At 40.5% G+C, this 23,908-nt stretch carries 21 protein-coding genes and 1 riboswitch; all 21 genes read right to left on the bottom strand.

Features of this window, described 5'->3' with window-relative positions; all coding sequences use genetic code 11:
- Positions 1-136: 136 nt before the first annotated feature.
- Positions 137-433: a YerC/YecD family TrpR-related protein gene (locus ACFOUV_RS05755; protein WP_379495833.1), complete on the bottom strand. Its 297-nt coding sequence runs from the start codon at positions 431-433 to the stop codon at positions 137-139.
- A gap of 23 nt (positions 434-456) precedes the next feature.
- Positions 457-1,524, bottom strand: a complete 1,068-nt coding sequence (locus ACFOUV_RS05750) for a DUF3048 domain-containing protein (RefSeq protein ID WP_379495832.1) — start codon at positions 1,522-1,524, stop codon at positions 457-459.
- Positions 1,525-1,572: 48 nt separating this feature from the next.
- Complete coding sequence (locus ACFOUV_RS05745; protein ID WP_379495831.1) at positions 1,573-3,315, bottom strand: adenine deaminase C-terminal domain-containing protein; 1,743 nt, start codon at positions 3,313-3,315, stop codon at positions 1,573-1,575.
- 727 nt (positions 3,316-4,042) lie between these two features.
- Positions 4,043-5,290: a phosphoribosylamine--glycine ligase gene (gene purD / locus ACFOUV_RS05740; RefSeq protein ID WP_379495830.1), complete on the bottom strand. Its 1,248-nt coding sequence runs from the start codon at positions 5,288-5,290 to the stop codon at positions 4,043-4,045.
- A gap of 66 nt (positions 5,291-5,356) precedes the next feature.
- Positions 5,357-6,889 carry a bifunctional phosphoribosylaminoimidazolecarboxamide formyltransferase/IMP cyclohydrolase gene (purH, locus tag ACFOUV_RS05735; RefSeq protein WP_379495829.1) on the bottom strand — a complete coding sequence of 511 codons (1,533 nt, stop codon included), beginning with the start codon at positions 6,887-6,889 and terminating at the stop codon, positions 5,357-5,359.
- A gap of 10 nt (positions 6,890-6,899) precedes the next feature.
- A complete protein-coding gene (gene purN / locus ACFOUV_RS05730) occupies positions 6,900-7,466 on the bottom strand; it encodes a phosphoribosylglycinamide formyltransferase (protein ID WP_379495828.1) in 567 nt (188 codons plus the stop codon).
- Positions 7,463-8,482: a phosphoribosylformylglycinamidine cyclo-ligase gene (purM, locus tag ACFOUV_RS05725; RefSeq protein ID WP_379495827.1), complete on the bottom strand. Its 1,020-nt coding sequence runs from the start codon at positions 8,480-8,482 to the stop codon at positions 7,463-7,465. Before purM ends, purN begins: the two co-directional genes overlap by 4 nt.
- Positions 8,483-8,549: 67 nt before the next feature.
- The gene (gene purF / locus ACFOUV_RS05720) at positions 8,550-9,959 is read right to left on the bottom strand and encodes an amidophosphoribosyltransferase (RefSeq protein ID WP_379495826.1); all 1,410 of its coding nucleotides are present in this window, start codon (positions 9,957-9,959) and stop codon (positions 8,550-8,552) included.
- Positions 9,935-12,163, bottom strand: coding sequence for a phosphoribosylformylglycinamidine synthase subunit PurL (gene purL / locus ACFOUV_RS05715; protein ID WP_379495825.1), 2,229 nt, complete (start codon positions 12,161-12,163; stop codon positions 9,935-9,937). Before purL ends, purF begins: the two co-directional genes overlap by 25 nt.
- Positions 12,147-12,830, bottom strand: coding sequence for a phosphoribosylformylglycinamidine synthase subunit PurQ (purQ, locus tag ACFOUV_RS05710; RefSeq protein ID WP_379495824.1), 684 nt, complete (start codon positions 12,828-12,830; stop codon positions 12,147-12,149). The genes purL and purQ overlap by 17 nt, the downstream gene beginning before the upstream one ends.
- Positions 12,827-13,078, bottom strand: a complete 252-nt coding sequence (gene purS, locus ACFOUV_RS05705; protein ID WP_379495823.1) for a phosphoribosylformylglycinamidine synthase subunit PurS — start codon at positions 13,076-13,078, stop codon at positions 12,827-12,829. Before purS ends, purQ begins: the two co-directional genes overlap by 4 nt.
- On the bottom strand, positions 13,075-13,788 hold the full coding sequence (purC, locus tag ACFOUV_RS05700) for a phosphoribosylaminoimidazolesuccinocarboxamide synthase (RefSeq protein ID WP_379495822.1): 714 nt from the start codon (positions 13,786-13,788) through the stop codon (positions 13,075-13,077). The genes purS and purC overlap by 4 nt, the downstream gene beginning before the upstream one ends.
- Before the next feature lie 15 nt (positions 13,789-13,803).
- Positions 13,804-15,096: an adenylosuccinate lyase gene (gene purB / locus ACFOUV_RS05695; RefSeq protein ID WP_379495821.1), complete on the bottom strand. Its 1,293-nt coding sequence runs from the start codon at positions 15,094-15,096 to the stop codon at positions 13,804-13,806.
- The gene (gene purK / locus ACFOUV_RS05690; RefSeq protein ID WP_379495820.1) at positions 15,093-16,223 is read right to left on the bottom strand and encodes a 5-(carboxyamino)imidazole ribonucleotide synthase; all 1,131 of its coding nucleotides are present in this window, start codon (positions 16,221-16,223) and stop codon (positions 15,093-15,095) included. Before purK ends, purB begins: the two co-directional genes overlap by 4 nt.
- On the bottom strand, positions 16,210-16,701 hold the full coding sequence (gene purE, locus ACFOUV_RS05685) for a 5-(carboxyamino)imidazole ribonucleotide mutase (protein ID WP_379495819.1): 492 nt from the start codon (positions 16,699-16,701) through the stop codon (positions 16,210-16,212). Before purE ends, purK begins: the two co-directional genes overlap by 14 nt.
- A 136-nt stretch (positions 16,702-16,837) precedes the next feature.
- A riboswitch (purine riboswitch) is annotated at positions 16,838-16,938 on the bottom strand.
- A gap of 180 nt (positions 16,939-17,118) precedes the next feature.
- On the bottom strand, positions 17,119-18,624 hold the full coding sequence (locus tag ACFOUV_RS05680) for an acyl-CoA synthetase (protein ID WP_379495818.1): 1,506 nt from the start codon (positions 18,622-18,624) through the stop codon (positions 17,119-17,121).
- Positions 18,625-19,329: 705 nt separating this feature from the next.
- On the bottom strand, positions 19,330-20,073 hold the full coding sequence (gene fabG, locus ACFOUV_RS05675) for a 3-oxoacyl-ACP reductase FabG (RefSeq protein WP_379495817.1): 744 nt from the start codon (positions 20,071-20,073) through the stop codon (positions 19,330-19,332).
- Positions 20,070-20,990: an intracellular short-chain-length polyhydroxyalkanoate depolymerase gene (gene phaZ, locus ACFOUV_RS05670; protein ID WP_379495816.1), complete on the bottom strand. Its 921-nt coding sequence runs from the start codon at positions 20,988-20,990 to the stop codon at positions 20,070-20,072. The genes fabG and phaZ overlap by 4 nt, the downstream gene beginning before the upstream one ends.
- Before the next feature lie 16 nt (positions 20,991-21,006).
- Positions 21,007-22,017, bottom strand: coding sequence for a 3-oxoacyl-ACP synthase (locus ACFOUV_RS05665; RefSeq protein ID WP_379495815.1), 1,011 nt, complete (start codon positions 22,015-22,017; stop codon positions 21,007-21,009).
- 17 nt (positions 22,018-22,034) lie between these two features.
- Complete coding sequence (locus ACFOUV_RS05660) at positions 22,035-23,033, bottom strand: branched-chain amino acid ABC transporter permease (protein ID WP_379495814.1); 999 nt, start codon at positions 23,031-23,033, stop codon at positions 22,035-22,037.
- A gap of 6 nt (positions 23,034-23,039) precedes the next feature.
- Entirely contained in the window at positions 23,040-23,897 is an 858-nt protein-coding gene (locus ACFOUV_RS05655) for a branched-chain amino acid ABC transporter permease (RefSeq protein WP_379495813.1), read from the bottom strand.
- Between the last annotated feature and the right edge of the window lie 11 nt (positions 23,898-23,908).

The raw sequence follows: 23,908 nt of genomic DNA, 5'->3' as shown, positions 1-23,908 counted from the left end.
TTCTTTTTTATCGGCGAACGTGGTGAGTTTATCGGCGGATTATTTGTTTTATCGGCGAATGCGGGAAGTTTATCGGCGACTATCAAATATTAATAAAAAATTAGAAACCGCCAACCCACCTTAGGGCTGCCGGTTTCTATTCTTTTTCACTTATTCTCTCTAATACCATCTGATATCCATCACTGCCATAATTAATACAGCGACGGACACGAGAAATGGTCGCCGTCGACGCTTTTGTCTCTTTTTCAATCGCACTGTAGGTGTTACCATCTGTCAGCATTTTCGCAACCTGTAATCGCTGCGAAATCGACTGAATCTCTGACATGGTTGCTATATCATCAAAAAATCGGTAACATTCTTCCCGGTCTTTTAATGATAAAATCGCATCGAACAGTTGGTCCAACTGCTCTCCGCGTAATTTATCAATTTGCACAGAAAAACCTCCTGATCATTTTACTAGTTTGAAAAAGTTACAGATTGCTGCATTCCAGGATTTGTCGGCACTACATTAATCCATGTTTTCCCAGGTACAAAACCAACGAGCTCGCCATCCTTTACAGGAACAATTCGCCCTTCTCTATTTTCCCATTGAACTTCCTGCACGTGACCTTCTTGGATTAAATAAGCACTGCCACCTGATTCCATATCTACTGCTCTTCTTCCGGCATCATCGATTACTTCATGGGAAGTTTCTACAATAAAGACATTGTCCAATACAATAGGTTCTTCTGAATTTAACTCTATTGTCTGCTCTCCATCACTTGATCTGGAGTAGTTGCCATTTGCTTCATCATAGGAGTATTCCACAATCCACGAAGGGTTATTACTATAAACAATTTTAACATGCTTCTTCGTTTCTCCTGACAAATTCTCTACTTCTTCATTTGCCAAAAATTCCAAAGGCTCATGGGAAGCGGCTGTCTCGTAACCTTTACCTTCTGCCATATCATAAACCGCATCTAGCAATAAGTAGGAATTATGTGGGGCTTTACGGAAAGACTCCCGTTTAAATAGATTACCATCATTATCATAAATCGCGCCATCCAAATAGTTAATTCCCCGATTTGCAATCATATCATTCACAAAGTTAGCCGCTCCATGGTACACATATAGTGCATCATATCCATTAGCAAGTTCGAAGTAATATTCTCTAGCACTTCTTACCGGACCGATCACATCAGGCATCTCGCTTTGGTAGAAGGCAAGCAATCGAGTGATCATACCTTCTGCAAGGATTTCAAATACAATGTCCGCTTCTGACAATCCCGACTGTGGTCTGGCAGCTGGATGATTATTTACCATAACACTTATGATACGATTATCCACTTCTTCATCTGTTTCAATACCTGTAAGCGGGAAAATAGTTTCCTTTCCCTCCATTTTTTCAGGTACCTCGGTCTTGGCTTTTTCACTACCGAGGTCATTTCCTTTTGTTCCATTATCACTCGCCGGAAGTTCCTCTTTGGAACAGCCCGCAAGGAAAACAACAAAAACTGCAAGTAACACGAAAAATAACTTTCTCATACCCCAACACGCTTTCTCTATTGTAGTCTAATACTATCCTATTATATGCTACCTCATTGTTGCTGGGAAGAGAATTTCTCTATTCTTTACATCCATTAACCCCTGTTGGGTAACTCGAATAAATGGTAGATGTATCGCTGACAGAAAAAGCAGACTGTATACTGGATCATTAAAAACATACCCAAATCCTTTAAGATATTCTTTTAATTTTCTTTCTTTCGATATAAGGGTATCTATCTTAATTTCTGACATTGTTCCACCTAAATCAAGCGGAATTTCTACAAGTACTTTTCCTTCGTGCACGAGCACAATTCCCCCACCGATTTCCTTCAATCGCTTCCATGAAAGAAGAATATCTTTTTTGTTTTTCCCGATAAAAATAAGATCACCAGAAGCAGAAAATGTACTGGCCAAAGCGCCTAATTTAGGAGCAAATCCACGTATAGCAGTATTTACTCGCCATTTTCCTTTTTTATCTAATAAAAGCAGAAACTGGTCTCCATTCGTTGCTGACAAATCTTCTACCGAAATATCAGTATCAATTGTGTATGGTTTTACAATAACATTATTAACCATTTCCATACCTACAGGTGCTGAGAATTGCAAATCTCCTTCGTCCAGGTGCCAGTCAAATTCCATTGGCCCAATATTAAATTGTTTCCAGTCAATGATTGATTCATAGACCTGATGTTCTGAATTTTTTACTACCCATTGACCTTTTGCCAACACACTCTCTGGGTGAGGATTTGATTTTTCTTTTAAAATATTAATATGAGCTATTCTTCCTGGTGCAATACTGCCAATCTGCTCATCCAAGTGAAGGTGTCTTGCAGCATTATAGCTCGCCATCCGGTATGCCTCTTCCAGTGGAATCCCTTTTTCGATGGCAATTTCAAGACATACATTCATGATGCCATCTTTCATAAATTCTGGAGGTGGTCCATCCATCGTCATTGTCAGATTATCAAACGATTCAAGACCTGCCTCGAGAATTTCTTCTATAAGCTTTGGTAAGTCCGGTCTAATGGAAGAATAGCGTAAGCCTACACTATAACCCATTTGCAGGCGGTTCATCACTTCCTCACCAGTCATCGATTCATGATCTGCACTTACACCAAGCAGTTTCATTTTTGTTAGTGTTTTTACAGAAGCTCCTGGAAGATGTCCTTCTACCGGTTTTCCAAGTCTTTTCGCTTCCTGAATCCAATACAGTAATCGATCATTACCGTCGAGCAGACTCGGCCATCCAGTCAATTCTCCACCCTGTACAACACTTGGATGGGAAAGCCACGAAAGCACATCCGGTGTATTAAAGTATTGTTCTTCATCCTGTAATGCTGTTTGTGAATCAAAACGGGCCCACCAGTACATAGAAACCGGTAATTTTCTAAACTCATCCAAAATAGAAAACGCTTTCTTTTTGTCCAACAAAAAATTCCATGTCAAATTATCGTTGATTAATGTAGTTGTTCCGAATTTTGCAGCGTGTAAAGCTATATCTTCCGGATTTGAAAGCTGAAATGGATGTGAATGCGGCTCAATATAACCAGGCACTAAATATTTTCCAGTACAATCAACCACTTCTATATTTGCTAAATCATCTGGTAATTTGGCACCGACATACACAATCCGTTCGTCAAAAATCCATATATTTGCCTCAAGCCATTGTTTTGTATATACGTTCAAATAAGTAGCATTAGAAAGTACAAGTGTAGGTGCCTCTAACCCATCGACTACTTTTACATGTTGTCTGAGTTCACGATTTCTCCAATTCAATCCATTTTCCATCATATCTGTCAACTCTCCAATAAGTCATTTTCTCTATTTTAACATATTTTTCACTTTAATTAAGTAAAGTTGTTGTAAATATAAGGAAAAATTTTTAACTCCATTTAGAAGGAATAAGCTTGAATGTATGAAACGTTTTTTTCGCGAATCACTTAATTCATTAAGGCTAAGAAGATTGGAACTGCGGTTACTCGTCCCACCGAAAGGAATTGTATTTGCCACAATATATATAAACTCCTAAGTAACTGCTGGTTGTTTAGTTTCTTTAAGTAACTGCTTTTCCCGCCGTCCGGGATCGCTCTGGGCGGATGCTTTCCGCGGGCACGGCCTCAGCCCCGAAGAGAAAACCACTCTTCAGGTCTTCAGACACGTGCTTTTCCCGCAGGAGTCACCGCCCGCCGCTCACCCGTACTGGTGAAGCCCGGTGATATGAATTTTATAAATCACTAATGTAGTTATCAGTTTGTAAGCTTAAAACCAGCTCTGGGGAAATATACGAAGACTCCAGCGGGAGAAAAGGCATAGGTTAGACACTGAAATGCGTCAGCATGAAGGGGCTCACCAGCCGCCCGCGAACCGCAAGTATATTTCCCCAGAGCGGTCGCCGAAGTAACTTATCTAGTTCGCATTTTATCCCAACTGCAATGGTTATAAAGCAACGAACATTTCGAAAGGAGCCTTTATTAAAAAAAACGAACCATCCACATGTATGCAGATGATTCGGTATCGTTTACTGTTTTCCAATGTCTTTTCGATAAAAGAAATCTCCATTTGTGTTTACCTTTTCGAGCAACTCGTAAACATCTTTTGCGCAAGCATCGAGGGTTGGAGTTTTTGAACCGACAAGTAGGACACGACCACCATCCGAAACAAGGGCATCATCTTCTTGCTTTGTACCAGCATGAACAATAAATGTGCTCGCTGACTCGGTAAATTCAGGAATAGTAGCACCTTTCTCATAGGAACCAGGATATCCTTGGGAAGCAAGCACTACCCCAACACATGACGCGTCTTCCCAAATGAGTTTAGGATTTCTTCCGCTCAGTACATCTGTAAAAACTTGAATAAGATCATTTTTCAATAACGGCAAAACGACTTGTGTTTCCGGGTCTCCAAATCGAGTATTGAACTCAATCACTTTAGGGCCCTTCGCAGTCATAATTAACCCTGCATATAAAATGCCTGTAAAAGCACGATTTTCTGTCATCATTCCATCCGCTGTTTTTTGCAAGATTTGCTCCATGGAAAAATCAAGATGTTCACGAGTAACATCAGGAACAGGGGCAAATGCTCCCATACCGCCTGTATTCGGGCCTTGATCATTATCAAAAGCTCGTTTATGATCTCTTGCTGTTACCATTGGAAATACTTGATTTTCATGAACAAATGCCATCAGCGAGAATTCTTTGCCCTCCAAAAATTCTTCAATGACAACCGTTGCACCCGCACTGGCAAATTCCTTGGATACGAGCATATCATCAACAGCCTGAAGTGCATCTTCTTTCGTCAAGGCTACAATGACACCTTTACCTGCAGCAAGACCATCCGCTTTAACGACGATCGGTGCTCCCTTTTCCTCAATATATGCTTTCGCTTCCTGAGCGTCGGTAAAAACAGCATAATCAGCAGTAGGTACATCATATTTTTTCATGAATTCTTTCGCATAGCTTTTGCTACCTTCCAGAAGAGCTGCTTCCTTAGTAGGCGCAAATACAGGCAAACCTTCTTGATGAAAACGATTGGCAATTCCTGCATTTAATGGATTCTCTGGACCAACAATCGTCAAATCGACTGCTTCTTCTTTTGCAAATTTTACAAGCCCTTCGATATCCATTTCATCAATGTCAATACAAACTGCCTGGTCCAAAATACCACCATTTCCTGGTGCAGCATACAGGTTTGTAATTTGACTACTTTCAGCAAGTTTCATCACCAAGCTATGTTCACGTCCGCCCCGTCCGACTACTAGTACATTCACGATATTATTGCCCCCTTTTAAGAAACATCAGGAAGCCCCAAAGCAGTGGCCTCCTCATCATCATTTTTAATGTTTGAAGTGACGCATTCCTGTGTATACCATCGCTATTCCGTATTCATCACAAACATCGACAGAATCCTGGTCGCGCTTGGAACCACCCGGTTGGATAATCGCCGTGATTCCTGCTTTTACTGCTGCTTCCACTGTATCAGGCATTGGGAAAAATGCATCCGAAGCCAATACTGCTCCTTTTGCTTTTTCTCCTGCTTGCTCAATTGCGATATTGGCAGAGCCAATACGATTCATTTGTCCAGCACCGACACCAATTGTCTGATTATCTTTTGCCAGCAAAATTGCATTTGATTTTACATGCTTAACAGCTCTCCAGGCAAACAGTAAATTTTCAAGTTCTGCATCTGTGGGCTTGCGCTTTGTTGCAACTGTTAAATCGTCAAGAGTAACCGTTCCATTATCACTGTTTTGAATCAATACGCCTCCACTAACGGTTGTAAGTTTCTTCGTAGCAGTTTCACTTTTCTTTAATTCTAGTTCAAGTAAGCGAATATTCTTCTTCCTTGTTAAAACTTCCAGTGCATCTTTCGTAAACCCAGGTGCGATAACAATTTCAAGGAATATCTCACTTAGTTTCTCTGCAGTAGCTACATCAATTTCACGATTACATGCTACGATTCCACCAAAAATCGAAATGGGATCAGCATCATATGCACGTCCGAAGGCCCCTGAAATTGTTTCTGCTACACCAATCCCACAAGGATTCATATGTTTGACAGCTACAGCTGCTGGGTCATTATATTCTGCCAAGATTTCCAAAGCTGCACTTGCATCCTGAATGTTGTTATAGGATAATTCTTTACCATGCAGTTGTTTTGCAGTAGCAAGACTCGTGCTTTTATCTGTTGGATTTTTATAAAATGCTGCATGTTGGTGCGGGTTTTCACCATAACGAAGGTCCTGTACTTTTTCATATGTAACGGTATACGTTTCCGGGAATTCCTCTTTTGTTTCTCCCATGAAATATTGTGAAATCATCGCATCATAATTGGCAGTATGACGGAAAACTTTAGCTGCAAGCTGTTGCAGAAGTTCCTTATCGAGCTTGTCTTCCTGTATTGCCTCCAATACGCTATCATAATCAGAAGGATCCACAACAACTGCCACATCTTCAAAGTTTTTAGCAGCAGAACGAAGCATTGTTGGACCACCAATATCAATATTTTCAATAATTTCCTCTTTCGAAACGTTATCTTTTTCCAAGGTCTGTTTAAAAGGGTACAAATTAACGACAACGACATCAATTGGTGAAATATTGTTTTCTTTCATCTGTTTCATATGTTCTGGATTGGAACGTTTACCAAGCAATCCTCCATGGACGAATGGATGCAAAGTTTTTACACGTCCATCCATTATTTCTGGAAAACCTGTGATTTCATCGACAGCTTTCGCTTTAATCCCAGCATTCACTAGCGCACGTAACGTACCACCAGTCGAAATGATCTCATAGCCTGCTTCAACCAAGCCTTTGGCAAAATCTTCAATGTTACTTTTATCCGAAACACTAATCAGTGCTCTTTTACTCATGACATATCCCTCACTTTGATTGTAGAAGTTGATTGATCACCCGTGGATACAGCTCATGCTCCACTTTTTGTATTTTTTCTTTCAACGATGTTTCTGTATCTTTCTCCTGAATGGTAACTGTTTCCTGTGCAATAATTGGCCCCGTGTCAATTCCTTCATCAATAAAATGAACCGTAACTCCAGTTCTCTTCGCTCCGGCCTTAAATGCCTGTCCGATGGCATCTATTCCTGGGAACTCAGGAAGTAGGGAAGGGTGGATATTTACGATTTTTCCCTCGTAAGCCTGTAGCAAAGTAGGCCCGGCAATTCGCATATATCCTGCCAAGAAAATCCAGGAAATCTCTGCCTCTTGGAGTCTTTCTACGATTACTTGTTCATACTCCGCTTTAGAAGCAAATTGTTTCGGATCACATATAAATGTTGGAACATTATATGTTTTGGCTCTTTCTAGCACAATTGCTTGCGGCTTATCACATACGAGAAGTGCTACCTCGCATGCGAGGGATTCTGTCTCCATGATGGCTTGAAAATTGCTTCCCGTTCCAGAGGCAAAAACTGCCGCCCTCACGTTACTCATGATGTGAAATGCACTCCTTCATTGCTCGTCACCGTTCCAATAACAGTTGCTTCCTCACCATTTTCTTTCAACAACGAGAGTGTAAGATCGACAGCTTCCGAAGAGACTACAAGTGCCATACCAATACCCATATTGAATACTCCATACATATCTTTTTCTGGAATATTTCCTTGTTTTTGAAGGAATGAGAAAATTTCTGGTACGTGCCAGGTCCCCTTATTCAATTCCACACCTAGGCCACTCGGCATCATACGAGGGAAATTTTCATAAAAACCGCCACCTGTAATATGTGAGATGCCTTTTACATTCGTTTCTTTTAAAACTGCAGCTACTGGCTTCGCATAAATTTTGGTCGGTGTCATTACTGTGTCACCTAGGGTTTTTGAGAGACCTTCGTATGACTCTTTTAAGTCCAAATCTTCAATAATTTTTCGAACCAATGAATAACCATTGGAATGAATGCCACTGGAGCCAAGACCTATAACCACATCACCTGCTTCAATGGATTCACCTGTAACAAGATTTGATTTTTCGGCAATCCCTACAACAAACCCAGCCAAATCATATTCATTCTCGCTGTACATCCCAGGCATTTCTGCTGTTTCTCCACCGATAAGTGCTGCGCCTGCATCGACACAACCACCTGCAATACCGGAAACAATTTGTTCGATCATCGCAGGGTCATTTTTCCCACATGCGATGTAGTCAAGGAAAAATAGTGGTTGTGCTCCTTGTGCAACAATGTCATTCGCGCACATGGCAACTAAATCTATTCCGACAGAATCATGTTTATCCATTTCAAAGGCAAGTTTCAATTTCGTTCCAACACCGTCAGTTCCTGAAACCATTACAGGCTCCTTATAGTTAAAGCCGGAAAGGTCAAATAATCCTGCAAATGAACCGATACCTCCAAGAACTTCTGGACGAGTCGTTTTTGCGATATGCTTTTTCATTCGCTCAACAGCTTCATAACCCTTTTCTACGTCTACTCCAGCATTTTTATATACATCTGACATGTTTGACACATCCTCTAAGCATAATTGTGATCATAGAAGCAGGGACTCTAGTCCCCACTCCTATCCATTAACATTTAGTATATTGGATTTCAGTTTCTCCGTCTTTCGTCACAGGATAATTTCCTGTCATACATGCCATACAAACTCCCTGATTGATTGTTTTATCTTTTACGATTGCTTCTTCCAATCCTGTTTCCGATAAATAAGCAACACTGTCTGCACCTATAATTTCACCTATTTCTTCTGGTGTATTATTGGCCCCGATCAGTTCTTTTCGAGTTGACATATCAATCCCGTAGTAACATGGGTTCTTAATGGCAGGTGAAGCAATTCGAACATGAACCTCTAATGCGCCTGCGTCTTTTAACATTTGTACAATTCGCCTGCTTGTCGTACCACGTACAATCGAATCATCAATCATGACAATTCGTTTGCCTTCTACAATCCCACGTACAGGAGACAATTTCAGCTTCACTCCAAGTTCACGCAGTTCTTGAGAAGGTTGTATAAATGTCCTTCCAACATAGCGGTTTTTAATGATTCCCATTTCGTATGGCAGACCGCTCTCTTCTGCATAACCAATGGCAGCTGAAATACTGGAATCAGGAACCCCGACTACAATATCTGCTTCCACCGGTGATTCTTTAGCAAGTTCGATCCCCATTCGTTTTCGGGATGAATGAACATTAACATGATTTACATTGCTGTCTGGTCTGGATAAATATACATATTCCATTGCACACATTTTTCTGCCATTACGTGGTGCAAATCTAGTTGATTTGATACCCTCATCACTAATTGTTACCAGTTCGCCCGGCAAAACTTCGCGTTCAAATGTCGCACCTATTTGATCAAATGCACAAGTCTCAGAAGCAACGACATAAGCATCACCAAGTCTACCAATTGATAATGGACGTATGCCGGCTGGATCAAGGGCTGCATACATTTTATCTTCTTTCATAATGAGATAAGCGTAAGCACCGACAACTTGATTTAGCGCATTAGCAATCGTTTCTTCATTCGTTTTGTTACCACTGCGTTTGATTAGATGTGCAAGCACTTCTGTATCCGATGAGGTTTGTAATATACTCCCTTGCTCTTCAAGTTCTCCGCGAAGCTTATGTGCATTCATGAGGTTTCCATTATGCGCTAACGCCAGCCCACCGCTTTGGGATTGGAATAATAAAGGTTGAACGTTTTCAATCCCGCGACCGCCTTGTGTCGTATATCGAACATGTCCGACTGCGGATTGACCGGCGAGATCATCAAATTTAGCATGCTTAAACACATCATTAACAAGCCCTAACCCTTTATGTGCTTTCAGTTCCTTACCGTCACTAACAACAATCCCAGCACCTTCCTGGCCACGGTGCTGCATGGAATGTAATCCATAATACGTTAATTCGGCTGCCTTCTCATGTCCCCATATACCAAATACACCACATTCTTCGTTTATGCCTTTGATTTCAGCAAGCATGGGATAGCTCCCCTCCATAATTTCTCGAGTTGTTTAACATCTTCTTCGATAATTGGGCTGTTGTCAGCGGATATGCGCAACGTTCCATCCTCCGTAACAGTACCAATCTGGAACGCATCCTGAATTTTACTTTCAACCAATAATTGATGTTCTTCTTTAACAGTAATGAGAAATCTTGACTGGGTTTCACTGAATAGTTCAGTTGTTGCTTCACCGTTAAGTGTTACATCAGCACCTAGCCCATTATCTGTAAACACACTCTCAGCCAAAGCAACTGCAAGTCCGCCTTCTGCTACGTCATGTGCGGATTCTATTAATCCGGATTGGATTGCTTCCAACAATTGCTTTTGTCTTGTTGCTTCCATATTTAAATCGATTTTCGGTGCTTTACCTTCATATTTACCTTGAATTACGTTTTGAAGCTCGCTACCACCGAATTCAACTTCTGCTTTACCAATGACGTAGATTGCATTTCCAGCGTTTTGGAAATAGCTTGGCGTGATATGTTCCAATGATTCATGAAGCCCAACCATACCAACTACGGGTGTAGGGAAAATTGATTTTCCCTTTGACTGATTGTATAAGGAAACATTTCCGCTAATTACTGGGGTTCCTAAACGCTCACAGGCCTGGCTCATACCTTCCACACTTTTCTCCATTTGCCAGAATACTTCCGGATTTGTTGGATTACCAAAGTTTAAACCATCTGTTAACCCAAGTGGTCTAGCTCCTGAGCAGACAATATTACGTGCCGCTTCTGCTACAGCAATTTTCCCTCCTGTTTCCGGGTCCAAATAAATATAACGGGAATTACAATCTGTCGTAATTGCAAGTGCCTTGTCTTTTCCTTTGATACGGACAACGGCTGCGTCAGATCCGGGTGTTACAACGGTGTTCGTCTGTACCATCGAATCATATTGGTCATACACCCACTCTTTGCTTGCGATAGTCGGTTGTTGTAATAACGTTTTAAGCATTTCCGCTGGATTGTCTACTTTCGGGATTTCGCTTTCCATCTTTTGGAATTCTTTAAAATATGCTGCTTCTTGCGATGGCATATTGTATACTGGCGCATCATCTGCAAGCGAATCAACCGGAATATCTGCAACCACTTCTCCCAGATGTTTAATACGGAATACTTTCTCCTCAATTACTTCACCAACTGGCACTGCCTTCAATCCATATTTTTCAAATATATCGATAATTTCTTGTTCACGACCACGTTTGACACAAAGTAACATGCGCTCTTGAGATTCGGAGAGCATCATTTCATATGCTGTCATGTTCTGTTCGCGTTGTGGAACAAGATCCAAATTCATTTCCATACCGGTTCCAGCTTTGCTCGCCATTTCACTGGCAGAGGAAGTAAGACCGGCAGCACCCATATCTTGCATACCAACTAATGCATCCGAATGAATTACTTCCAAACAAGCTTCAATAAGCAGTTTTTCCATAAATGGGTCACCAACTTGTACGGCAGGGCGATCTTTCGCAGCATCTTCTCCTAAGTCATCAGAAGCAAATGTGGCACCATGAATCCCATCTCGTCCTGTTGGAGGACCCGCATAGAGAATTGTATTTCCAATTCCAGATGCAATTCCTTTTTGGATTTCATCATGATTAATTAATCCAACACTCATCGCATTCACAAGCGGATTATCTTCATAGCTGTCATCAAATTGTACTTCTCCTCCGACTGTTGGAACACCGACACAGTTTCCATATCCTGCAATCCCGCTAACAACTTCCGAAAACAGATATTTCGTACGATCGGTTGTTAAATTACCAAAACGAAGTGAGTTCATCGATGCGATTGGACGCGCACCCATGGAAAAAACGTCACGAATGATTCCCCCAACACCTGTTGCAGCACCTTGATAGGGTTCCACAGCAGATGGATGATTATGACTTTCCACCTTAAACACAACTGCCTGATTATCACCAATGTCGATAATACCAGCACCTTCACCAGGACCTTGAAGGACATGCGGCGCTTTCGTCGGAAATTTTCTAAGCAATGGTTTGGAAGTCTTGTAGCTACAATGCTCTGACCACATAACAGAGAAGATTCCTGTCTCCGTGAAATTGGGAAGCCTGTTCATAATGCCTTTAACCATCTCAAATTCCTGATCACTGAGACCCATCTCACGATATAATTTATCACGTTCTATTTGCTCTGGGCTGATATCATGCGTTTGTTGCATAGGTGTCCCTCCAATTTTGAACCATAGACTTGAATAATCGTAGTCCATCCGCGCTACCTAATAATTCTTCCACGGCACGCTCCGGATGTGGCATCATGCCAAGTACATTTCCTTCTTTATTGATAATGCCTGCAATATCTTCAACAGATCCATTCGGGTTATTCTTATAGGTAAATACGATTTGATTATTAGCCTTCAATTCTGATAACGTTTCTTCATCGCAGAAATAATTTCCTTCGCCATGAGCAATCGGGAAGCGAACCACTTCCCTTTTTTCATAACCAGAAGTAAATGACGTATTCGCATTTTCGACAATCAGTTCTTCCTGATGGCACATAAATGAAAGTTTTTTATTTCGCATGAGAGCTCCCGGTAATAGTCCAGCTTCCGTCAAAATCTGAAATCCATTACAAACACCAAGGACAGGTTTACCTTTTGCCGCATGTGCTTTTATTTGCTTCATGACATTTGATGTAGAAGCAACTGCTCCTGAACGCAAGTAATCACCATAGGAGAATCCACCTGGAACGAGAATTCCATCGTAGTTCTCTAAATTACTATCCTCATACCATACAAGATCAGCTTCAGCTTGCAGTACTTCTTTTACTGCATGGTACATATCACGGTCACAATTTGATCCTGGAAAAACAACTACAGCGAATTTCACAAGCCCCAAGCCTCCTCCACATCAAAGCGGTAATCTTCAATAACAGGGTTTGCAAGCAACTTGTCACACATTTCGGTAACACGCGCTTCAAGAGCAGGCCCATCTTCCACCTTTAATTCAATATATTTACCAACTCTTGCATCTTCAATTTCGTTATACCCTAGGGAGTTAAGTGATTCCTGGATTGCTTTACCTTGTGGATCAAGAACACCTTGCTTTAATGTAATATAGACAGTTACCTTTCTCATGCTTTAGCCTCCAGCCTTTTTAAAATTTCCTCATATACTTCAATTAAATCGCCAGTACCTTTACGGAAAACATCTTTATCCAAATTTTCTCCTGTTGTCCTATCCCATAATCGGCATGTATCCGGGGAAACTTCATCAGCAAGTATGATTGTTCCGCCTGATTTGCGCCCAAACTCAAGCTTAAAATCTACTAATGAAATATTTATTGAACGAAAGATATCAATTAGATGTGTATTGATTTTACGTGCCAATTCTTTGATTTCTTTTATTTCTGCTTCGGTTACATTGGATAAGTACAATGCATGTTCATCATTGATCAGCGGATCACCGAGCTCATCATTTTTGTAGAAAAACTCAATCATCGGTTTCTCAAAAGGGGTTTTCTCTTCAATTCCCAATCGTTTCGGAATGCTGCCGGCAGCAATGTTACGCACAACGACTTCTAATGGAATAATTTCCGTTTGGGTGACCAGTTGTTCTGTCTCATTTAACCGTTCAATAAAATGGGTTTCAATTCCTTTAGCATGAAGTTCGTTAAAGATAAGTGATGAAATTTCATTATTTAATCTGCCTTTCCCTTCAAAGGAGTCTTTCTTTCCCCCATTGAAAGCGGTAGCGTCATTTTTATAAGATAAAACAAGTTTTCCAGACTCTCCTTGTGCTTGATAAACTTGCTTCGCTTTTCCTTCATAAAGAAGCTCTGCTTTCATCCTTTTTACCCCTCTCTACAACCCAATTCTTCCGAAAATAACATCCACATTTTTCAAATGATAGGTGTAATCAAAGCAATCATCGATTTCTTCTTGGGTAATTTTTCCTGCGATTATTTCATCTGCTTCGACAAGCTGTTTGAAATGGGTTGCCGTTTCCCATGCCTGCATTGCTTTCGGCTGTACGATATCATAGGCAGCTTCACGTGCCATTCCTTTATCAATTAACTTAAGCAAAACACGCTGGGAGAAAATAACACCATGTGTTTTATCGATGTTGCGTTTCATATTTTCAGGAAATACAGTTAAGTTTTTAACAATGTTTCCGAAGCGGTTAAGCATATAGTTCAAAGCGATTGTCGCATCTGGTAAAATGACTCTTTCAGCTGATGAATGCGAAATGTCACGTTCATGCCACAAGGATACATTCTCATAGGAAGTCAGCATATAGCCACGGATCACACGTGCCATTCCCGTCATGTTTTCAGAACCGATTGGATTACGTTTATGTGGCATAGCTGAAGATCCTTTTTGACCTTTTGCAAAGCGTTCTTCCACTTCACGTGTTTCTGTCTTTTGCAAACCGCGAATTTCTGTAGCAAATTTTTCGACAGAAGTAGCAATTAAAGCAAGCGTTGAGAAGTAGGCTGCATGACGGTCACGCTGTAATGTCTGTGTTGATACTGGTGCTGGAGTTGTACCCAGCTTTTCACAAACGTACTGCTCGATAAATGGATCAATATTAGCGTAAGTTCCTACTGCGCCGGACATTTTACCAAATTCAATCGTTTCGGCAGCCGCTTCAAAACGTTCCAGGTTACGTTTCATTTCTTCATACCAGAGTGCCATCTTCAGACCAAAAGTGGTCGGTTCAGCGTGGACACCGTGTGTACGTCCCATCATTACCGTATGTTTATGCTCAATAGCCTTGTCTTTCAATATTTCGATGAAGTTATGCAAGTCTTTGCTGATAATTTCATTTGCCTGTTTAATTAAATAGGATAGTGCCGTGTCAACTACGTCTGTGGAAGTTAATCCGTAATGAATCCATTTACGTTCTTCACCAAGTGTTTCGGAAACTGCTCGTGTGAAGGCAACCACATCATGACGTGTTTCTTCTTCTATTTCATAAATACGGTTCATATCAAAAGATGCATGTTCTCTTATTTTCTTAACATCTTCTTTCGGTATTACTCCTAGTTCACTCCATGCTTCACAAGCAAGAATTTCAACTTCAAGCCAAGCTTTAAATTTATTTTCTTCTGTCCAAATATTTCCCATTTCTTCTCTTGTGTAACGTTCTATCATTGTGTTGCCTCCTTGAAGTTCACTATCTGTTTTTTTAATGCTTCTTCATGTTCGGCGACAAATGTGATATGTCCCATTTTCCGCTTCGCTTTCGGTTCTGCTTTTCCATATAAATGGATAAAGCCATCTTCTGTTTGAGCCATTGCTTTTAATGTGCCTTCCAGATCCTCACCGAGAACATTTACCATTACTGTTGGCATCAGCAGCTTTATATCTGTTAATGGTAAGCCACAGATTGCCCGGATGTGCTGAGTAAATTGAGAAATATTGCATGCTTCTATCGTGTAATGACCAGAGTTATGCGGTCTAGGAGCCATCTCATTCAAATAGATGTCTTCTCCCTTAACAAACATTTCAATCGCAAAAGTACCAACAATATCCATTTTTTCAGCTAGTGATTCTGCTGCTTTATATGCCTTCTCTTCGATGAGTTCGCTAATCGTTGCCGGTACTGTTGTTTGATACAAAATATGGTCACGATGTTCATTTTCTGCGATTGGAAAATAGGTGATTTTCCCTGTTAAGGATCTTGTAAACACAACTGATATTTCTTTATCAAAAGTTATCCATTGCTCTATAATGCAATGTTCATTTGCCTCTGCAAATTGTAAAGCTTGTTCTATGTCTTCTGCACAATTAATCTTTAACTGACCTTTCCCATCATATCCTCCGCGGCATGTTTTGATAACTGCAGGAAGTGTAAACTCTTTTAATGCTTCACTACACTCCTCTGCGTTAGCAACGACTGCAAACGGAGGGATTGGAAGACCTGCTTTCTTCATCAATTGTTTTTCTTTTTCGCGGTTTTGGGTAATTTCAAGCGCATAAGCACCTTGTGGAAGTTTACCTTTTTCTTCTATATAAGCAGCAGCTTTAAGATCAACATTTTCAAATTCATAGGTGACAACATCACTGATTTCTGTTAGTTCCTTAATTGCATTCCTATCATCATAAGCTGCTGTGATCTGAATATCTGCTACCTGTGCAGTTGGGCAATTTGGTGTCGGATCAAGGACAGCAATCTTGTAGCCCATATATCTTGCTGCAATTGCCATCATTCTGCCAAGTTGTCCTCCACCAATAATTCCAATTGTTTGAGGTGGGAGTATACTTTTATTTTTCTGCAAGGTCTTCCCTCATTTCTGTAACTTTTGACTTCATTTTTTTTCGATAGTCTTCAAGGTTTGCTGCTGTTGTATTATCAAATGTCCCAATTATTTGTGCTGCAAGAATTCCAGCATTAATTGCTCCAGCTTTACCAATTGCAACGGTGGCTGTTGGAACTCCTCCCGGCATCTGTACGATGGATAGTAACGAATCGATTCCATTCAATGCCTTACTTTGGACAGGAACACCAATGACTGGCAATGTTGTCTGTGATGCTACCATACCTGGCAGATGTGCAGCTCCCCCAGCTCCTGCGATAATTACCTTCAACCCGCGTTCACGAGCTGATTTTGCATAAGTAAACATTTCGTCAGGTGTACGGTGTGCCGATATAACATCTTTTTCATAAGAAATGTTCAATTCCTCAAGTACGTTACATGTATGCTCCATCGTTTCCCAATCCGAGATACTTCCCATAATAACGCCAATCTGAGCCATCAAATCCCTCTTTCTCTATCTGATTTATATCATTCTCTTTTTGATGTAAAAAAAGTCTATTCGTCTCTCTCCTTATGAGAGAAGATGAATAGACTTAGCTACTTCGGACGCATCCAAATAGATCATTACACATGCGCAACGAATCATCTTCCCTCATAGTCCAGCATTTACGGTGCTGGGTAGAAACTTCTGAGCCATATTCTCAGCAAATATATGAGGTACCGTATTTATTTGTCGGCTTAAGCATAACAAATCGAAAGCAAAAAATCAATAAAACAGCGAACGATTTATTAATATTTTTTGTTTAATGTTCGGGTTTTACTGTGATGAACCTCATTTTAACTAACTTTGTTATGTTTTCAAAATTTTATTAGAATCTTTATCTAAACAGTAAAAAAAAGAAAAGCACAATTCCAATTAAGGTACTGTGCTATCTTTAGCATTGCTGAATTTCTCCTTCAATGCAGTTTTATTTATTTTACCGACATGGGTTTTCGGCAGTTCTTCTATAACGATGAATTTCTTAGGAACCTTGTATCGGGTTATCTTTTTGCTGCAATGCAATTCCAGTTCCTTTGGTGTTATCTCTATTTTGGTTACAACAAATGCCACGACAATCTCGCCCCATTTTTCATCAGGTAAACCAATGACCGCTGCTTCATCAACAGCTTGATGGGATTCAATCCATTGTTCCACTTCCAACGGATACACATTTTCTCCGCCGGTAATTATCATGTCTTTCTTCCTACCGACAATGTATACAAATCCCTCTTCATCCTTTCTGGCAAGGTCCCCAGTATGGATCCATCCATCTTTAATTGTTTCTTTTGTCTCATCCGGTTTATTCCAATAATACTCAAATGCGTGGTTTCCTCTTGTCAATAACTCGCCGACTTCCCCCGGATCCACCATCAAACCGTCCTCTCCAATAATTTGTATATCATTAAAGATCATTGCTTTTCCCACAGAGCCTGGTTTACTTATTGTATCTTTCGAATCGATATAAAAGTTATTCGGACCTGCTTCCGTTAAACCATACCCTTCCTTAAAAGCAAGGCCTTTTTCAGAAAAAGCATGATAGATTTTGAGTGGGCACGGGGCCCCACCGGATACAAAAACTTTCATATCTGGGAAACTTGATTGTTTAAACAGATCAGTCTGAATAATCATGTGGTACATGGTGGGTACAAATAATACGACGGTACATTTATATGTAATCAGATCTTCGACCGCTTTATTGGGAACGAATTCAGAAGAGAGTACGACCTTTCCACCAACTAGTAACAAGGGCAAAGAATATACATTTAATCCACCCGTATGAAACATCGGTAAGCATGTCAATGTCGTATCATCCTGATCCAAGTTCCAGCTGATTGTTGTATTCAGAGCGTTCCACAAAATGGAGCGATGGGATAAGACAGCACCTTTTGGACGGCCAGTGGTTCCTCCTGTGTAAATCATCGCTAAAGGATCTTCCTCTTTTAATTGCGTCTCTATAGTGAATGGTTCAGAGTGCAAATCGTTCAAATAATCATTGTGGTCAATAATTACCAAATCTGATATTGTATCAATTGATTTTATTTTGTCTACAAATAACGGATCAATCCCAATCATTTTTGGATTACAGTCTTTTATGACGTATTCAAGTTCAGCATCAGCCAATCTCCAGTTTAGTGGGATAAAGATTGCACCTATCTTCATGGCAGCAAAGAAGAAATCAAAAAAACTTATATGATTTGGAGCGAGTATCGCCACCCGATCCCCTTTCCGGATTCCTTTTGAATAGAAATAATTTCCAACTATAGTAACTCGTCGATGAAGCTCGGCATATGTCCACGAATCATTTGTATCTGAATCGATAATAGCTATTTTATTTGGTGTCAGACTAACCCGACTTTCAAACCAATTAATATCAAATTTCATTCTCCCGATTCCTCCCCGTCCATCCAAACTTTGGCTTACTTATCTGTATCAAGTATATGAAGTGATAGTTACAACAAAGTTACATTTTAATTTTGGGATCGTTTGTAAATCAGCACTACCAGTACCATGCTTGTCGCTCTATCTCCTTTCATGCACTGACTTCCAGGTTTATCGTAATGAATATTGCTTTATAATCTCGCAGTTGAATTTAAACTGCATAAGGTGCTCCGGCGACCGCTCTTGGAAATACACTGCGCTTTTCGCGGGCGGCTGGTGATCCAACTTGCGCTAAAGCGCTGCTCTGTCTCACCGATGCCTCTGCTCCCGCAGAAGTCTCCGTGTATTTTCCAGAGCTAGGGTGGTGTCTTATAGTGGAATGACAGTAGCCACACTATTGATTAGAGAATGATTTCCACTATTATGGTAGTTGATTGGAGCGGAGGACAGTTGACTCCTGCGGGAACAAATGTTTTCGGTAGGGCGAGTAAACACAGTCCCAGCACGTGTCTGAAGACCCCACAGCGGTGATCTTCCGCGAGGAGGCTGAAGCCGTGCCCTAAGGATGCGCAACTGTCCGTAGCGGAAATCAACCAGCAGTTACATTGCAGGTTATAGATTTTATAGCAAAAACATCAATTTTCTAGAAAGTAGCCAATAAAAAAGAAGCCAATTCCCAGTTACAGGAATTGGCCTCTATCCTTCGTGTTACATCATTATACCGCCATCGACATGGAGTGCATGCCCATTTACATAATCGGACTCATCAGAAGCAAGGTATAAGTATGCATTGGCTATGTCTTCAGGACGACCGAGCCTTTGCATCGGTATTTGTTCCTTTATTTGGTCAATCACCTTGTCAGGTACTCCTTCGACCATACTCGTTTCTGTAAACCCCGGAACTACTGCATTTACATTAATTCCTTTACGAGCTAGTTCCTTCGCCCAGGATTTTGTCATACCAATAATTCCTGCCTTTGCGGCTGCATAATTCGTTTGACCAACATTTCCATAGACCCCTGATACACTGGAAGTACTAATAATTTTTCCTTTTCCTTGTTCAGCCATTGTTGCCAGAACTGCTTTTGTACAGTTGAATACACCGGTTAAATTCACATCGATTACTTGCTGAAATTGCTCTACAGTCATTTTCGAAAGCATCGCATCTCTTGTTATTCCAGCATTATTTACTAACACATCAATGCGTCCAAACTCCGCTAATACTTGATCAACCAAGCCGTCCACACTTTCTTTACTTGCTACATTAACTTGAATAAACTTGCATTCAAATCCATCTTTTAATAATTCCTTTTCACTCTCTTCACCTTTTGACAGATCAAAATCAGCAATGATCACCTTTGCTCCTTCTTTTGCAAACGTTCTTGCAGCCTGGAGACCGATTCCATTTGCTGCCCCTGTTATAATCGCCACTTTGTTTTGCAAACGGGTCATTTACGATTCCCCTCCTTCATTTGTTCCTTCATTAAAAAATCCTCCATTGTCTGCAGTAACTGTTCCAAATCATCAATAAGTGGTGAATGTCCGCAGCCTTGCAATTCTTTATTAACAGCTTGATCACCAAAATCTTCTATGAGTTCGTCTGTCATTTGTTTTGTAACGACCATATCATGCTCACCCCATGCAATCATGACCGGAATAGTGATATCTTTCACTCTATTCTCACCTGCTACCAGTCCATTATGGCCATCACTAATATTAAAAGTGTTCAATGCATGATAGCACTCTGCCAGATTACGCTGTGTAGTCATGTCTTCCAAATATTTTTGATATCTTTCTTCATCTGGCTGGTTATTCACATAGATGCTCATATCCCATACTTGTTTTAAAAAGTCATAATTCAGCGTATCGTAAGCCGTTTGGACCATTTTTGTTTTATCACCGTCCATTATTTGATCTAATGTTTTTGGACGATTATTAATATCTGGTAATCCATCCTCACCTAATGGGTAGAAAGGATATCCGCGGGAAGACCCTGATGCGAGTAAAAATAACCGATTACAGTAAGACGGGTAATCAGCACAAAATTGCTGACAGACCGTTCCTCCCAAAGACCAGCCGACCAAAGCGAAATTTTTTAATTGCAATTCATCAACATAAAGTTTCAAATCGTCGGAGAAATCTTTAATGGCGGCGATTGGGCTTTCATAGCTGGATTCACCAAACCCACGCAAATCTACCGCATATACCTTATAATTTGGTGAAAGATTTTCAATTACTAAGTCCCAGTGAACGGAGGATGTCATATTCCCGTGAACGAGTATAACAACCTCCTTGCCGCCTTCACGCTCCCTGTAAGCAATGGACTCTCCATTGGATAACGTTACTTTTTTTAAAGCTACTTCTATCATTCTGCAGAACCTCCTATTATTTACCCCACTTAATCACATTAGCTCCCCAAGCATATCCAATGCCTGCAGAAACAAGCACCACAATATCTCCATCTTTCAATTTTCCTTGCTGTTCGGCAAGTTCCAGTGAAATAATTTGATCCATTTGGCCAATATGTCCATAGTTTTCGAGATAGATAGATTTATCGTGGCTCACACCCAGTTTATCAAGTACGTAATGATGTGCAGACCGTTTCATATGAAGCATGGCAACATAATTGATATCTTCCTTCTTATATCCACTTTTTTCTAAGGCCTTTTCAATACACAATATAAAATTACCCATCGACTTCTCATCCAGTCGCAGCTTCATACCAGTTGGATTAGGAACATCAAATTGGTATAGACCTGCTGCCAATGTTTCTGTTGTAATCGGGTTTTTCGTGCCTCCGGTAGTCACAATTACATCTTCGGAAAAGGATCCGTCTGTAATCAGATGTGTTTGTAATAGCTTATTTTCAGTATGCCCCTTTTGAAGAATAATGGCAGCTCCACCCGCCCCTAGGTTGAACATAAACCTTGTATTGGCGTTATCATAATTGATAAAGTCACCATTACGATATCCACCAGCTAAAATCACCGTTTTTATTTCCTGATCAGCAATCATCAAATCTTTTGCCAACTTTAGTGCCATGATTGTCGTCCCGCATCGCAATGCTGTATCAAAGGCCCATGCATTTACTGCACCAATATCGTGCTGTAACTTTATCCCTGCTGTCCAGATTGGATATTCTTTATGTTCTTCGCCAATATAAATAACGAGGTCAATCTCTTCAGGTTCAATTCTAGCTTTCTCAATCGCTTTCTTAGCAGCACAAACACCCATATAGGCGGTGTGATCATCTTCTGAAGGTATCGGTTTTTCCTTTATACCTAGCTTTTGTTCGACAACGTCAACCGGAAGTCCTGCAAGACCAGCCAATTCATTGGAAGACATTCGATTTTCAGGGAGATAAACCCCCGTACTGACAATTCCAATAGCAACCATTATTCATTCACATCCTTTTATTTCCCAGCCGTTTTGCGATGTTCCCGTAATCCTTTTATGGGACGATTCATAAACTTAGACTGGAGGGTCCCAATTATTCCTAATGGAAAGAATATAACAACTAAAATATATACCGTTCCATAAAGAATGATCCAACGTTCAAATATCCAATGAACTTCAGATAAACCAGATAACCAATGATGGGCAAGTTCAACAAGACCAGCTCCCAATATCGGGCCTACCAACGTGCCAACTCCACCAATAATCGTCATCAGCAACACATCGATGGTTAGATCCGTAGCAAATACACCTGTATTCACAAATCGGAGGGAAAGCGCGTATAAAACTCCTGCAATACTGGCAACAACCCCCGCTGCGACACTTGCGATAACTTTGTAATGCAGTACTTTATACCCCAATGATTCTGTCCGCGCTTCATTCTCGCGTATTGCCATTAATACCCTGCCAAAAGGGGATTTTGTAAAGCGTCTTAATCCGAAGAATAATAGGATTAAAGAAACCAAACAGAGTACGTATAAATGATGAGAGTCACGCAATATTTCCGGTAGCCCAAACGTAAATCCGTCGTTTCCGCCAGTAAGTGAACGCCACTTTTCAGCTGCTACTAGAAATAGTCCGGCAAGTGCCAGGGTCAGCATGGCATAGAAGTGACTTTTTAATCGGAGTGTTAATGCTCCTACAATAAAACTTACGATGGAAGCAATAACAACAGCTACCAATATTGCTATAAAAAAAGACATCACTGTAGCATCCATGCGATCCATAACAATAGCGGTTGAATACGCACCAATTCCAAAAAACATTACATGTCCAAATGAAATAATACCTGTGAAACCTAGCAATATATCATAACTCATTGCAAAGATCGCAAAAATGAATATTTGTATAATAATAAATTGCATGCTCCGTCCAGTTACGATAAACGGAACGATAAATAACAATAAACCGATGATGATAAAAATCCAGGTACTCTTCTCCACATTACGAATATTCAATTATCCTCACCCCTTTCCGAATAATCCTTGCGGTCTGAAAATCAGAACAACAGTCATTAACAGCATATTTACAGCTAGCGAAAGTGCTGGAACATAATAAGCCATGAATGCCTGTGCCAATCCTACTAGAATTGCTGCAAAAAGAGATCCCGAGAAACTGCCCATTCCACCAATAACTACGACAATAAAAGCAAGTATGGAAAATTCCAGACCCATTTCGGCATAAATAACACCCGAATATACGGCATGCATTATTCCGCTTAATGCAGCCATAGCAGCCCCAACCATAAAAACAAGCATGAATACAAGTTTTATATTGATACCGAGGGATTGAACCATTTCTTTGTTCATCACTCCTGCCCGAACAATTAATCCAACTCGTGTGCGTTTCAAAATAAGTGATGAAACGATAAAAATAAGTAATCCTACTGCAATGATAAACAGTCTGTATTTGATAAGTACGATATCACCGACTAAGAAACTTCCCTGTAAAATTTCAGGAGGGAAAACAGCCTTCTGATCAGGGCCGAATACAACTTTTATAAACTCCTGCATAACGAGCATAAAACCGAGCGTAATCAAAATCTGCTGAATATGATTCCCATAAACTGGTCGTATAATCAGTCTTTCGGTCACGAGGCCAAGCAATAAACCGGTAATGATTGCAACAATAATTCCCACTATGAAACTGCCAGTCATTTGAAAGCTCCATACACCCGTGTATGCTCCCCATATAAATAACCCACCATGCGCAAAGTTCAATACACTCATCAAACCAAATATTAATGTCAAACCTGCTGCAAGAAGGAAAATCAACATACCCGTCGCAAGTCCATTCACGGTTAAACTAATGATCAAATCCATATATGCATCCC

It is taken from the genome of Oceanobacillus longus, from assembly GCF_042650085.1.
GTDB lineage: Bacteria > Bacillota > Bacilli > Bacillales > Amphibacillaceae > Oceanobacillus > Oceanobacillus longus.
The sequence above is the reverse complement of the archived record's forward strand: the minus strand, read 5'-3'. Positions and strand labels throughout refer to the sequence as shown.

Bases quoted from the DNA above. Each gene is read 5' to 3' on its own strand.
- purL (WP_379495825.1), bottom strand. From the start codon at position 12,163: ATGCAACAAACGCATGATATCAGCCCAGAGCAAATAGAACGTGATAAA.
- ACFOUV_RS05655 (WP_379495813.1), bottom strand. From the start codon at position 23,897: ATGGATTTGATCATTAGTTTAACCGTGAATGGACTTGCGACGGGTATG.
- fabG (WP_379495817.1), bottom strand. From the start codon at position 20,073: ATGACCCGTTTGCAAAACAAAGTGGCGATTATAACAGGGGCAGCAAAT.
- purN (WP_379495828.1), bottom strand. From the start codon at position 7,466: ATGAGTAACGTGAGGGCGGCAGTTTTTGCCTCTGGAACGGGAAGCAAT.
- phaZ (WP_379495816.1), bottom strand. From the start codon at position 20,990: ATGATAGAAGTAGCTTTAAAAAAAGTAACGTTATCCAATGGAGAGTCC.
- purC (WP_379495822.1), bottom strand. From the start codon at position 13,788: ATGAAAGCAGAGCTTCTTTATGAAGGAAAAGCGAAGCAAGTTTATCAA.
- purS (WP_379495823.1), bottom strand. From the start codon at position 13,078: ATGAGAAAGGTAACTGTCTATATTACATTAAAGCAAGGTGTTCTTGAT.
- ACFOUV_RS05680 (WP_379495818.1), bottom strand. From the start codon at position 18,624: ATGAAATTTGATATTAATTGGTTTGAAAGTCGGGTTAGTCTGACACCA.
- purH (WP_379495829.1), bottom strand. From the start codon at position 6,889: ATGAGTAAAAGAGCACTGATTAGTGTTTCGGATAAAAGTAACATTGAA.
- purB (WP_379495821.1), bottom strand. From the start codon at position 15,096: ATGATAGAACGTTACACAAGAGAAGAAATGGGAAATATTTGGACAGAA.
- purF (WP_379495826.1), bottom strand. From the start codon at position 9,959: ATGCTTGCTGAAATCAAAGGCATAAACGAAGAATGTGGTGTATTTGGT.
- purE (WP_379495819.1), bottom strand. From the start codon at position 16,701: ATGGCTCAGATTGGCGTTATTATGGGAAGTATCTCGGATTGGGAAACG.
- purM (WP_379495827.1), bottom strand. From the start codon at position 8,482: ATGTCAGATGTATATAAAAATGCTGGAGTAGACGTAGAAAAGGGTTAT.
- ACFOUV_RS05750 (WP_379495832.1), bottom strand. From the start codon at position 1,524: ATGAGAAAGTTATTTTTCGTGTTACTTGCAGTTTTTGTTGTTTTCCTT.
- ACFOUV_RS05745 (WP_379495831.1), bottom strand. From the start codon at position 3,315: ATGATGGAAAATGGATTGAATTGGAGAAATCGTGAACTCAGACAACAT.
- ACFOUV_RS05665 (WP_379495815.1), bottom strand. From the start codon at position 22,017: ATGGTTGCTATTGGAATTGTCAGTACGGGGGTTTATCTCCCTGAAAAT.